This is a genomic window from Mesorhizobium silamurunense, from assembly GCF_014843905.1.
In the GTDB taxonomy this organism is placed as follows: domain Bacteria; phylum Pseudomonadota; class Alphaproteobacteria; order Rhizobiales; family Rhizobiaceae; genus Mesorhizobium; species Mesorhizobium silamurunense.
On sequence record NZ_LPVS01000104.1, the window covers coordinates 55,105 to 67,178 of the forward strand.

At 65.0% G+C, this 12,074-nt stretch carries 11 protein-coding genes; 6 read left to right on the plus strand and 5 right to left on the minus strand.

The window, feature by feature from the left end:
- The first annotated feature begins 158 nt into the window (after nt 1-158).
- The gene (locus AU465_RS31435; protein WP_192256643.1) at nt 159-479 is read left to right on the plus strand and encodes an ATPase; all 321 of its coding nucleotides are present in this window, start codon (nt 159-161) and stop codon (nt 477-479) included.
- 81 nt (nt 480-560) lie between these two features.
- Here the strand turns inward: AU465_RS31435 and AU465_RS31440 are convergent, their stop codons facing one another.
- Nucleotides 561-1,043, minus strand: coding sequence for a hypothetical protein (locus tag AU465_RS31440; RefSeq protein WP_192256645.1), 483 nt, complete (start codon nt 1,041-1,043; stop codon nt 561-563).
- Nucleotides 1,044-1,321: 278 nt separating this feature from the next.
- On the opposite strand from AU465_RS31440, the gene AU465_RS31445 reads away from it, so the two are divergent.
- The 3 genes from AU465_RS31445 (at nt 1,322) to AU465_RS31455 (ending at nt 4,587) form a co-directional block, all read left to right on the plus strand.
- A complete protein-coding gene (locus AU465_RS31445) occupies nt 1,322-2,284 on the plus strand; it encodes an L-threonylcarbamoyladenylate synthase (RefSeq protein ID WP_192256647.1) in 963 nt (320 codons plus the stop codon).
- A 19-nt stretch (nt 2,285-2,303) separates the two neighbouring features.
- Complete coding sequence (locus AU465_RS31450) at nt 2,304-3,734, plus strand: FAD-binding oxidoreductase (RefSeq protein ID WP_192256649.1); 1,431 nt, start codon at nt 2,304-2,306, stop codon at nt 3,732-3,734.
- A 286-nt stretch (nt 3,735-4,020) separates the two neighbouring features.
- Complete coding sequence (locus tag AU465_RS31455) at nt 4,021-4,587, plus strand: DUF6101 family protein (RefSeq protein WP_192256652.1); 567 nt, start codon at nt 4,021-4,023, stop codon at nt 4,585-4,587.
- 128 nt (nt 4,588-4,715) lie between these two features.
- On the opposite strand, the gene ubiA is transcribed toward AU465_RS31455, so the two are convergent.
- Both ubiA and AU465_RS31465 read right to left on the minus strand, forming a co-directional pair.
- Nucleotides 4,716-5,699 carry a 4-hydroxybenzoate octaprenyltransferase gene (gene ubiA, locus AU465_RS31460; protein ID WP_192256654.1) on the minus strand — a complete coding sequence of 328 codons (984 nt, stop codon included), beginning with the start codon at nt 5,697-5,699 and terminating at the stop codon, nt 4,716-4,718.
- Between the two features lie 51 nt (nt 5,700-5,750).
- Nucleotides 5,751-6,662: a LysR family transcriptional regulator gene (locus AU465_RS31465; protein ID WP_192256656.1), complete on the minus strand. Its 912-nt coding sequence runs from the start codon at nt 6,660-6,662 to the stop codon at nt 5,751-5,753.
- Between the two features lie 90 nt (nt 6,663-6,752).
- Here AU465_RS31465 and AU465_RS31470 point away from each other — a divergent pair, with 90 nt between their 5' ends.
- Entirely contained in the window at nt 6,753-7,547 is a 795-nt protein-coding gene (locus tag AU465_RS31470) for a phytanoyl-CoA dioxygenase family protein (RefSeq protein ID WP_192256658.1), read from the plus strand.
- A gap of 175 nt (nt 7,548-7,722) precedes the next feature.
- Complete coding sequence (gene purD, locus AU465_RS31475) at nt 7,723-9,003, plus strand: phosphoribosylamine--glycine ligase (RefSeq protein WP_192256660.1); 1,281 nt, start codon at nt 7,723-7,725, stop codon at nt 9,001-9,003.
- Here purD and AU465_RS31480 read toward each other — a convergent pair whose 3' ends face one another.
- Nucleotides 9,004-10,374, minus strand: a complete 1,371-nt coding sequence (locus tag AU465_RS31480; protein ID WP_192256662.1) for an alpha-glucosidase/alpha-galactosidase — start codon at nt 10,372-10,374, stop codon at nt 9,004-9,006.
- Between the two features lie 20 nt (nt 10,375-10,394).
- Nucleotides 10,395-12,065, minus strand: coding sequence for an ABC transporter ATP-binding protein (locus tag AU465_RS31485; RefSeq protein WP_192256664.1), 1,671 nt, complete (start codon nt 12,063-12,065; stop codon nt 10,395-10,397).
- Between the last annotated feature and the right edge of the window lie 9 nt (nt 12,066-12,074).

A 12,074-nucleotide genomic window follows, 5' to 3' on the forward strand; every position in this document is an offset into this window, starting at 1 on the left:
TGGCGATGACCTCCGCATGGGAGAACCAATGCATGTCGCCCAGAAGTGTTCAGCGGTTCTGGGACAACGACATGCATCAGACAAAGACTTAAGGCGCGTCGCCTGAATTCATTTCAGCGCGACGCGCCTTAAGACGTTCCCAACCACGGAGGCATGCCATGAATTCCGTTCACGATATCGAATTGACCGAAGAGACCCCGGCCGCCGCCGGGGCCACCGAAATCGCTTCCGACAACATGCTCGACCACGCCGCCGCCGCAGCGGTCGAAGCCGCCGAACCGTCTGAAGACGATGAAGAAGAAGGCGGCGAAGACGCCGATGAGGAAGCCTCGGGCGGCGAGTCGGAGGATGAGGACGACGAAGACGGCGACGACGATGCGGACGCCGACGAAGAAGCCAAGGCCTCGGGCGACGACGAAGATGAAGACGGCGAAGACGACGACGAGTCCGAAGATGACGACAAGGAAGAAGCGGCCTGAGCCGTTTCTCGCCGCTTGGAAAGAAGGAGGGGCGACACGGGCCGCGTCGCCCCTTTTTGTCGGTCCTGAAGGGTTGCGCGCCTACATTGCCTTGCTGAAGCGCGGCGATATCGGGGGCTCTTGCGGTTGGGCTTGCGGCTGCGCCTGGCCGTCCGAAGCGCCTGCGGTCGCGGCGGCCTTGTTGTCGGCCGTTTTGGTGTCGCCGTTGGGGGCCGCCGCGGCCGTGCCGTTGGGAGACGTGGCCGCAGCCGGCGCAGTGCCGTTTGCCGGTGTTGCAGCCGCCGGCGCTGGGGATTTGGCCGAGGCGGTCGCCGCGGGCGCTGCTGAAGCGCCACCGACGATACCGCCGCGAATGATCGTCGGCGCCTGCGCGTGCCTCTGCCCGGACTTCTCCGGGATTGCGGCCACCTTCTCATCGGTGACGGCTGGCACCGGCTCGTCGAGCGCCACTATGGATGGCGTGGAAGCCTCGGAAACCTTGCCGGGCTCGATCGCGGCCAGCCTGACAACGGATGGCGTCGAGGTTGGAACGCCAGGCACGACAATGGACGAAGCCTGCGCCAAGCCGGTCGTCGCCAAAAGCCCGATACCGACCGCTCCCAGAGCAATTCCAGGAAAAATGCGTAACGGTTTTCCGTCCGCAATTGCGTCAAAGCAAAGCATACGCATCACGATAACTCCCGAGCCCAACAACCGGAAATCCGCACCCTAGGGGCGGCGAATTGATGCCGGCTTGCGCGGAAACTTAACATTTTAGGGATTGATAAATCGCCAATGGCCGCCCTTGCCCCTTGTTCCATGCCGTATTACGGGGACCCGCGTGTTCAGGATCGGTGGTGAATTTGGCTGAGATACTTGCCGTCGGCGAGGCGATGGAGCGGGCGCTGGCGCTGCTCGAAGGCGGCGATGTCGTCGCCATCCCGACCGAGACCGTCTACGGGCTGGCGGGCGACGCCACCAACGGCGTCGCAGTGGCGCGCATCTTCGAGGCCAAGGGCCGCCCGCACTTCAACCCGCTGATCGCCCATGTCGCCGACCTCGCCATGGCAGGCCGCATCGCCGGCTTCGATCCGCTGTCGGTGAAACTGGCCGAGGCCTTCTGGCCCGGTCCGCTGACGCTGGTGCTGCCGCAGCGCGCGCAAAACGGCATCCATCCGCTGGTCACCGCAGGGCTGGATACGATCGCGCTGCGCATGCCGAGAGGCTTCGGCGGTGAGCTGATCGCGCGGCTCGGCCGGCCGCTCGCGGCTCCCAGCGCCAATTCCTCCGGCAGGATCAGCGCCACGACGGCCGAGGCCGTGGCGGCCGATCTCGGCGAGAAGATCAAGCTGGTGGTCGATGGCGGCGCGACGCCCGTCGGCCTGGAATCGACCATCGTCAAGATCGAGGACGGCAAGCTGTGGCTGCTGAGGCCCGGCGGCATCGCTGCCGGCGAGATCGAAGCTATTGCGGGCATAAAGATGATGCGCGGCGCTGCCGGCATCGAGGCGCCGGGCATGCTCGCCTCGCATTACGCGCCGGGCGCATCGATGCGGCTCAATGTCGGCAAGATCGCGAGCGGCGAGGCGCTGCTCGCCTTCGGCCGCGATCGCGCCGAAGGCTGGCGGGATGCCGTGGCGGTGCGCAATCTCTCCGAGGCCGGCGATCTGCGCGAAGCCGCGACCAATCTGTTCGCCTATATGCAGGCGCTCGACCGCAGCGGCGCCGCCACCATCGCCGTCGAGCCGATCCCGCTTGAGGGCCTGGGGGAAGCGATCAACGACCGGCTCGCGCGCGCCGCCGCCCCGCGTGACAAGATCGCCTGAGCACCATAGGTTTGGGCTCATGAACGACCAGCCTTTCGATCTCGACCCCCACCTCATCGACCGGTTCGCGGCAATCGTCGGCGACAAATACGCGCTGCGCGACCAGGCCGACATCGCGCCTTACATAACCGAGCGGCGCGGCCTCTGGCATGGTAGGACGTCGCTGGTGCTGCGGCCGGGCAGCGTCGAGGAAGTGAGCCGCATCATGCGGCTGGCGACCGAGACCGGAACGCCGGTCGTGCCGCAGAGCGGCAACACCGGCCTGGTCGGCGCCCAGGTGCCGGACAAGTCCGGGCACGATATCGTGCTGTCGCTCTCGCGGCTGAACCGCATCCGCGAGATCGATGTTTTGTCGAACACGGTCACCGCCGAGGCCGGCGTCATCCTGCAGACGCTGCAGGAAGCGGCCGACGCTGCCGACCGGCTGTTTCCGCTGTCGCTCGCGGCCCAAGGCTCCTGCCAGATCGGCGGCAATCTGTCTTCGAACGCCGGCGGCACCGGCGTGCTTGCCTATGGCAATGCGCGCGAGCTCTGCCTGGGCGTCGAGGTGGTGCTGCCGACCGGCGAAGTGTTCGACGATCTGCGCAAGCTGAAGAAGGACAACACCGGCTACGATCTAAAAAACCTCTTCGTCGGCGCCGAGGGCACGCTTGGCGTCATCACTGCCGCGGTGCTGAAGCTCTTTCCCAAGCCGAAGGGCAGGGAGGTCGCCTTCGTCGGCCTGTCTTCGGCTCAGGCTGCGTTGTCGCTATTCACCCTGGCGACGGACCAGGCCGGGGCAGCGCTCACTGCTTTCGAGCTGATCGGCAAGAGGCCGTACGACTTCACATTGAAGCATGCGCAGGGCGTGGCGCGGCCGCTGGCCGACGACTGGCCATGGTATGTGCTGATGCAGATCTCGTCGGGCCGCTCGGAAGAGGACGGCAGGGCGTTGATCGAGGAGGTGCTTGCCGCCGGCCTCGAGCGCGGCATCGTCGGCGACGCGGTGGTCGCGGCCAGCCTTGCCCAGGGTGATGCCATCTGGAATTTCCGCGAAGTGCTGCCCGAGTGCCAGAAGCCGGAGGGCGCTTCGATCAAGCATGACATCTCGGTGCCGATCGCCGCGATCCCGGACTTCATCGAAAAGGCGGCCGGGGTGGTGGAGACGGTTTGCTCCGGCGCGCGCGTCGTCTGCTTCGGCCACATGGGCGACGGCAATCTTCACTACAACATCTCCCGCCCCGTGGACTGGCAGGACGCGGCGTTTCTCGACCTGTACCATCCCATGAACAAGGCCGTGCACGACGTCGTGCGCTCCTTCCACGGCTCGATCTCGGCCGAGCATGGCATCGGCCAGCTGAAGCGCGACGAGCTCATCGCCACGGCGCCGCCGATGGCGATCGATCTGATGCGCCGCGTGAAGGCGGCCTTCGATCCGGCCGGAATCATGAATCCCGGTAAGGTTATCTAATTCTTCCAACATCTAAAGCAATTCCAGGAAAAGTTCACAGCGGTTTTCCGTCCGGAATTGCGCAAAACAATGCCGAGAGCGGTTCAGCAATTCTATCAAAAGGATGAACCGCTCTTGTGGTTGGTCGCATTCCGATAACCATCGGCTCCGATCAGCAAAATTTAACTGACTTTCTTAAGCGCGGCGGTAAGAAGCGAGCGCTAATGTTTCTCCTCATAACGAGGCCGGAAAAACCGGCCCGGAGAGAACCGGAAAACGGCCCTCAGGAGAAACAGGAAGGCATTCGATGAACACTGGACTGAAGCCAGTCTGGGCGGGACGCAACATGCGCCTCGACCCGTTTCGCCTGCCGCAGATGGTAAGCTATGCCACACGCGACGACTATGGCGATGTCACCTTCACTATCGACCAGCGCGGCGCCGTCATCCGGCGCATGCTGGAGATGAGCGGCGTGCCGGCGATCATCGCGCTGCCCGCCAATGCGTTCCGCGGCGTCGCCGCCCGCGCCATGGAAGATCCCGACGGCAACGTCACCGTGACGCTCGAACTCCTGCACAATGATCCGATGCTGTCGGTGCCGCTTTTGGTCGCCGACGATCTCGACGACGTCGCCGCCGACTGGCGCGCCTGGGCCGACGCCTATCGCCTGCCGATGCTTCTGATCGAGGCCGACGGCATTGCCCGCACGCTGGAAGAATCGCTCGGCGCCGCCATCAAGGCGCTGCCGCCGCAGGAACGCCGCAAGGGCCGTGTCTCCAACATGCGCCGCCCGCGCTTCCTCGCCCGCCGCAGGACCGGCAATCTCGGCCTGCGGCTCGTCATCGGCGGCGAGGAAATCATCGCGCGGGAGTAGTCTGCTTGTCACGCTGACGATTGGCGAAACCGCCGATGACAGCCTTCTTCTCCCCGTCACTATACGGGGAGAAGTGCCCGGCAGGGCGATGAGGGGCGGCATAGTGACGGGGAGAAGGGAGACTTCCCTTACACCAGCGGCTTCAGCGCCACCCACAGCGCGCCGCCAATCAGCCCCAGGAAGATCAGCCAGCCGACCTGGTTGTTCGACTTGAACAGCTTCAGGCATTGGTCCGGATCGTTGATGTCGAGCCGGATGATCTGGCGCGCCATATGCGCGCCGGCTGCGATCAGCCCGGCCAGCGCCGGCATCGGCACCTGCGCCGAGGCAAAGGCGATGGCGAAGCAGACGAGCGTGCCGCCATAGAGACCGACCAGCCAGGTCTTGGTGTTGTCGCCGAAGAGCCGCGCCGTCGAGCGCACGCCGACGATGGCGTCGTCTTCCTTGTCCTGATGCGCATAGATCGTGTCGTAGCCGATCACCCACAGGATCGAGCCGATGTAGAGCATGATGGCGGGGCCATCGAGGTCGCCGAACTCGACCGCCCAACCCATCAGCGCGCCCCAGGAGAAGGCCAACCCAAGCACGAATTGCGGCCAGTTGGTGATGCGCTTCATGAACGGATAGACGGCGACGATGGCGAGCGAGGCGATGCCCAGCGGAATGGCGAAGCTGTTGAACTGCAAAAGCACGCCAAGCCCGACCAGCGCCTGGATGATCAGAAACGCCCACGCCTGGCGGCGGGTCACCTTGCCGGCCGGCAGCGGCCGCGAGCGGGTGCGCTCGACCTGGTTGTCGATGTCCTCGTCGACGATGTCGTTGTAGGTGCAGCCGGCGCCGCGCATGGCGACGGCGCCGACGAAGAACAGGAGCAGGTACCAGGGCGCCGGCAGCAGCGTCAGCAGCGGATCCGTCGGGCGCGGATAGGCGCTAGCCGCAAGGGCTGCCGACCACCAGCAGGGCCACAAAAGCAATTGCCAGCCGATCGGCCGGTCCCAGCGCGCGAGCTGCGCATAGGGCCACAGCCAGCGCGGCAGCACCCGGTAGACCCAATGGCCGCTCGGTGCGTCGGCGACGCGGCCCTGGGCCGCTTTCGACTGGATGGTTTCCATCGCGATGGAGTGGCAGCAGCGATGGGCGGCGTCAAGCGGCCGCGTTGTCGCTCAAGTGGTGAAAACATCGTGACTGGCGAACCACGCTTTCGCCGTCTCGATGAAGGCGAGCGCCGCCTTCGGCAAGCGCTGGCGCGTGTCGTGGGCGAGAATAATGCGCTGCATGGGAAGCGGGTCGGAAATCGGCTTGCAGATCAGCGGCAGGCCGTCATAGCTCATGTCGCCATGCGGCCTTGTATAGCTGACCGCGACGCCGAAGCCGTTGGCCACCATGCTGCGCTGCAACTCGAACGAGCTTGTCGATGACTGGGTGACGGGCGACAGGCCGCGGCTGAGGAAGAGATCGAGCATGTGCTGCCAGCTGTGCGGCTGATCGGTTGTGATCAGCGGGTGAGCGGCGAGATCCGCCAGGCTGACTGTCTGCTTGTCCGCCAGCACATGGCCGGCCGGCAGCAGCGCGTGCGGCCGAAGCTCATGCAAGAGGATGCGCTTGAAATGCGCCGGCAGGCCGAGATCGTAGGTCAGGCCGAGATCGACGGCGCTGTCGGCCAGGCGCCGTCCGAGCGTCTCGAAGGTCTCGTCGCGGACGATGACGGTCACCGACGGACAGCGCTCGGAGAACGAACGGATCAGCGCCGGCGCGAAATAGGGCGCCAGATCCTCGAAGCAGCCGAGCACCAGTTCGCCGCCGACGTCGGCTTCGCGCGATCCGAGCGCGGCCAACTCATCCGCCTCGGCCAGCACCTGCCTGGCCTTCGCAACGGCGCCGCGGCCGAACGACGTCAGCGCGATGCCGCTTCCCCGCTGGCGCGCGAACAGCTTTTGGCCGAGCGCGTCCTCGATGTGGTCGATCGCCACCGAGATTGAAGGCTGCGACACATTCAGCGCCTTGGCGGCCATGGTGACGCTGCCGTAGCGTGCCACGGCGACGACATAGCGCAACTGCGTGAGGGTCAAAGCCATAGAGTAAAACTATAAGTGAGATGAGAAGTTATTATTTTACTCGATATTAGGCGGCTGCGATAGTTGGGCCCTCAACTCTAGGAGAGCGACATGGCCAGCCAAAAAATCGACGCCGCAACGATTGCCGACTACCAGCGCGATGGCGCGGTCTGCATCCGCGGCGCGTTCAGGGACTGGGTCGATGTCATCGCCGACGGCATCGAGCGCAACATGCAAAACCGCAGCGCCACCGCCTCCGACATCGCCAACGGCAAGGGCAGCTTCTTCGACGACTATTGCAACTGGGAGCGCATCCCGGAATTCGTCAGGATCGTACGGGAATCGCCCGCCGCTGAACTGGCGGCCGCCGTCATGCAGTCGCGCAGCGCGCAGTTCTTCCACGACCATGTGCTGGTCAAGGAGCCCGGAACGCAGAAACCGACGCCATGGCACCAGGACATCCCCTACTATTTCGTCGACGGCAGTCAGACGGTGAGCTTCTGGATCCCGATCGATCCGGTGAAGGAGGCGACGCTTCGGCTGATCGCCGGCTCCCACAAGTGGGACAAGATGGTCCTGCCGGTGCGCTGGCTGAATGACAGCAATTTCTATGCCGACGAGGGCGACTACCTGCCGGTGCCCGATCCCGACAACGACCCGTCGATGAAAGTCCTCGAATGGGAGATGGAGCCCGGCGATGCCATCCTGTTCGATTTCCGCACCGCCCATGGCGCGCGCGGCAACATGACCTCGGCCCGGCGCCGGGCGCTGTCGCTGCGCTGGGTCGGCGACGACGCGCATTATGTCGAGCGTCCGGGCCGCACCTCGCCGCCCTATCCGGGCCACGACATGAAGCCCGGCCAGAAACTGCGCGAGGACTGGTTCCCCATCGTTTTCCAGAGCTGAGGCGTTTTCCGGGGGACTGATCGGCCGGACCACCTCGCCAGGCTCGACCTTGTCTCATCTCTTCTTGATGAGGGCCATGTTCCCGTGCGCAATTGCCGCCAAATTGCCAACACGCCTTGACCCGTCGCCCGCGGACCAATAGCGGGTTCAGGGAGACGATCAGCAAGAGGTGGCCATGAACGTTCTTCTTCTCGGCTCGGGCGGCCGCGAACATGCGCTTGGCTGGAAGATGTCCGCCTCGCCGCTGCTGACGAAGCTCTATGCCTCGCCCGGCAATCCCGGCTTCGGCCGCGTTGCCGAACTGGTCAAGCTCGACATTTCCGACCATTCCGCCGTGGCTGCCTTCTGCCAGGAGAAGAAGATCGACCTCGTCGTGGTCGGTCCGGAAGCCCCGTTGGTGGCCGGCATCGCCGACGACCTGCGCGCCTGGGGTATCCGCGTCTTCGGTCCGTCCAAGGCGGCGGCGCGGCTCGAAGGCTCGAAAGGCTTCACCAAGGACCTCTGCGCGAAATTCAACATCCCGACCGCCGCCTATGGCCGCTTCAGCGATCTCGTCTCGGCGAAGGCCTATGTTGAGAAGACGGGCGCGCCGATCGTCATCAAGGCCGACGGGCTTGCCGCCGGCAAGGGCGTCACCATCGCCATGACGCTGGAGGAGGCGCTGGCCGCGCTCGAGGCCTGTTTCGACGGCGCTTTTGGCGCCGCCGGTGCCGAGGTGGTCGTCGAGGAATATCTGACCGGCGAGGAGGCGAGCTTCTTCTGCCTGTGCGACGGCGCCACGGCACTGCCCTTCGGCACCGCGCAGGACCACAAGCGCGTCGGCGACGGCGATACCGGCCCGAACACCGGCGGCATGGGCGCCTATTCGCCGGCGCCGGTGATGACGCCCGAAATGACCGAGCGAAGCATGCGCGAGATCATCGAGCCGACCATGCGCGGCATGGCCAATCTCGGCTCGCCTTTCGCCGGCATTCTCTTCGCCGGGCTGATGATCACCGATCAAGGCCCGAAGCTCATCGAATACAACACCCGCTTCGGCGATCCCGAATGCCAGGTGCTGATGATGCGGCTGAAGGACGACCTGCTCGTGCTCCTCAACGCCGCCGTCGACGGCCAGCTCGCGCACATGTCGGCGCGCTGGAGCGACAAGGCGGCGCTCACCGTGGTGATGGCGGCGAGGGGCTATCCCGGCACGCCGGAAAAGGGCTCGGTCATCCGCGGCTTGGAGGAGGCCGCGAGCGAAGGCGCCGAGATATTCCATGCCGGCACCGCCATCAACGGCGGCGCGCTGGTCGCCAATGGCGGCCGCGTGCTCAACGTCACAGCAACCGGCGCCACAGTCGGGGAGGCGCAGAAGAAGGCCTATGCGGCGGTCGACCGTATCGACTGGCCGCAGGGCTTCTGCCGCCGCGACATCGGCTGGCGCGCCGTCGAGCGCGAGAAGGCTGGCGCCTGATCAGGCAGCCGCGCTTTTGCGGCCGCTACGCGCCCAGGCCGGCAGCCAGTCACCGTGAGCGGCGATCAGGTCGTTGACCAGCGACCAGATCTGGTCGAGATCGAGTTCGGCCGCGGTGTGCGGATCCATCATCGCCGCGTGGTAGATGTGCTCGCGATTTTCCGCCATCAGCGCCCGCACCGTCAGTTCCTGCACGTTGATGTTGGTGCGAATCAGCGCTGTGAGCTGCGGCGGCAGGTCGCCGATATAGGTCGGCTGTATGCCCGAGGCATCGACCAGGCACGGCAATTCGGCCGCGCAATCGAAGGGCAATGAAGTGATGCAGCCATTGTTGCGGACATTGCCGTAGATCACCGACGGCTCGCCGGTCCAGACCGAGTTCATGATCGAGGAGGCGTATTCCTTCGATTGCTCGACCTCGATCCGGTCGGCCGAGCGGTAGGCCTCCGCCTGTCCCTTCCAGCGCTCGATCTGCTCGATGCAGCGCTTCGGATATTCATCGAGCGGGATGCCGTATTTCTCGATCAGGTCGGGGCGACCGTCCTTGATGAAATAGGGAGTGTATTCGGCGAAATGCTCCGAGCTTTCGGTGACGAAATAGCCGAGCCGGGTCAGCATCTCGTAGCGCACCTTGTTGGGGCAGCGCGGGTTCCAGCCGGGCTTGGGCGCGCGGCCTTCGCGATAGGCGCGGACAAGGTCGGGATAGAGGTCGCGGTACGACCCGTCCGGCTGGCGGTGCTCGAACTTCAGATAGAAGGCCATGTGGTTGATGCCGGCCGAACGGTAGCGGATTTCCTCGTAGGGAATGTCGAGGTCGTGCGCCAGTTCCATCGCCGTGCCTTGCACCGAATGGCAGAGACCGACCTGCTTGACGGCAGGGTATTTCTCGGCGATCGCCCAGGTGTTGATTGCCATCGGGTTGACGTATTGCAGCATGATCGCCTCGGGGCAGACAGCGAGCATGTCCTCGCAGATCTTCCACAGATGCGGCACGGTCCTCAATCCGCGCATGATGCCGCCGACGCCGAGCGTGTCGGCGATCGTCTGGCGCAGGCCGTATTTCTTCGGCACCTCGAAGTCGGTGACGGTGCAGGGCTCGTAGCCGCCGATCTGGAAGGCGACGACGACGAAGTCGGCGCCGGCGAGCGCCTTGCGCTGGTCGGAATAGGTCTCGGCCTTCGCCCTCACGCCGAGTGTCGCGATCAGCTTGTTGACGACGACGGCACTCTCTTCCAGCCGCTGCGGATTGATGTCCATCAGCGCGATCGTCGCGCCTGACAGCGCCGGCCGCTGCAGCACGTCGCCGACAATGTTCTTCATGAACACCGTCGAGCCGGCGCCGATGAAGGTGATCTTGGGATTTCTAGCCACTATGAACCTCCGGCAAATGTTCAGGCCACGTCGAAGGCGGCCCTGACGAGCCGTTCGGTGTAGGCGGTCTTGGGATTGGAAAGCACCTCGTCGACGGGTCCCTGCTCGACGATCTTGCCGTGCTGCATGACGATGACGCGGTGGCAGAGCGCCCGCACCACCTTGAGGTCGTGCGAGATGAACAGATAGCTCAGGCCCCGCTCGTCCTGCAGCTTGCGCAACAGGTCGATGATCTGCGCCTGCACCGAGAGGTCCAGCGCCGATGTCGGCTCGTCGAGCAGGATGAACTCGGGCTCCAGCGCGATGGCACGCGCGATCGCGACGCGCTGCCGCTGGCCGCCGGAGAATTCGTGCGGAAACCGCGACAGGATATTGCCGGGCATGCCGGCGCTGATCAGCGCCTCGCGCACCCGCTCGTTCCGCTCGCGCCGCGTCGCGCCGATCCTGTTGACGACCAGACCTTCCTCGATGATCTGGCCGATCGTCATGCGCGGATTGAGCGAGGAGAACGGATCCTGGAAGACGACCTGCATGCGCGAGCGCAGCGGCCTCATCTCGGCGCGCGTGAGACCCTGGATCGGCTTGCCGTCGAAACGGATCTCGCCACGCTTGGCGTCCAGCAGCCGGAGCAGCGCCTGGCCGAAGGTGGTCTTGCCGGAGCCGGATTCGCCGACCAGTCCGAGCGTCTCGTGGCGGCAGAGTTTTAGATCAAGGTCGTCGACGGCGACCAGCTCGCGCCAGTCCGGCTTCAGGAATGTGCCGTGGCGTAGCGTGAAGCAGACGCGCACGCCGTTCGCCTCGAGGATGGTGCCGGACTTATCGGGCAGCGATTTCGGCCGTCCGCGTGGCTCCGAGGCGAGCAGCCGCTGCGTGTACGGATGCTGGGGATCGGCGAACAGCCGCTCGGTGACGTTGTGCTCGCGCATCTCGCCATTCTGCATCACATAGACGTAGTCGGAGAACTTGCGCACCACGGTGAGGTCGTGCGTGATCAGGATCACCGCCATCCGCATCTCTTTCTGCAGGTTGCGGATCAGGTTCAGGATCTGCGCCTGGACGGTGACGTCGAGCGCGGTGGTCGGCTCGTCGGCGATCAGCACGTCGGGCTCGTTGGCCAGAGCCATGGCAATCATGACACGCTGGCGCTGGCCGCCGGAGAGCTGATGCGGATATTGCTTGAGCCGCGCCTCCGGCTCCGGAATCTGGACATGCTTGAGGAGTTCGAGCGCCCGGGCCCAGGCTTGCCTGCGGCTCACCTTGCGATGCACCCTGATCGCTTCGACGATCTGGCTGCCGACCGTGTAGATCGGGTTGAGCGAGCTCATCGGCTCCTGGAAGATCATCGAGATGCGGTTGCCGCGCAGCTTGCGCCGGGCGCGCTCGGAGAATTTCAGGATGTTCTGCCCGAGATAATCGACACTCGACCTCGGCGATACGGTTGCCCGCCGCGACAAAAGCCCCATCACGGTGCGCGCAGTCACCGACTTGCCGGAGCCGGATTCGCCGACGATCGCGATCGTCTCGCCGCGATAGAGCTGGAACGAGATGTCCTTGACCGCCTCGACGGTGCCATGCTCGACCTTGAAGGCGACCTCGATGTTGCGGGCGTCGATGACGGGCTGGTCATGGCGGCCGTCATGGTCGAGCCGGACGGCTGGTGCGAAGGATTCTGCGAGCGCGATCGTCGTCATTCCGGCCAC

Excerpts from the sequence above, each read along its gene's own strand:
- AU465_RS31435 (WP_192256643.1), top strand. The coding sequence starts at position 159 with ATGAATTCCGTTCACGATATCGAATTGACCGAAGAGACCCCGGCCGCC.
- AU465_RS31455 (WP_192256652.1), top strand. The coding sequence starts at position 4,021 with ATGAACACTGGACTGAAGCCAGTCTGGGCGGGACGCAACATGCGCCTC.
- AU465_RS31465 (WP_192256656.1), bottom strand. The coding sequence starts at position 6,662 with ATGGCTTTGACCCTCACGCAGTTGCGCTATGTCGTCGCCGTGGCACGC.
- purD (WP_192256660.1), top strand. The coding sequence starts at position 7,723 with ATGAACGTTCTTCTTCTCGGCTCGGGCGGCCGCGAACATGCGCTTGGC.
- ubiA (WP_192256654.1), bottom strand. The coding sequence starts at position 5,699 with ATGGAAACCATCCAGTCGAAAGCGGCCCAGGGCCGCGTCGCCGACGCA.
- AU465_RS31470 (WP_192256658.1), top strand. The coding sequence starts at position 6,753 with ATGGCCAGCCAAAAAATCGACGCCGCAACGATTGCCGACTACCAGCGC.
- AU465_RS31485 (WP_192256664.1), bottom strand. The coding sequence starts at position 12,065 with ATGACGACGATCGCGCTCGCAGAATCCTTCGCACCAGCCGTCCGGCTC.
- AU465_RS31450 (WP_192256649.1), top strand. The coding sequence starts at position 2,304 with ATGAACGACCAGCCTTTCGATCTCGACCCCCACCTCATCGACCGGTTC.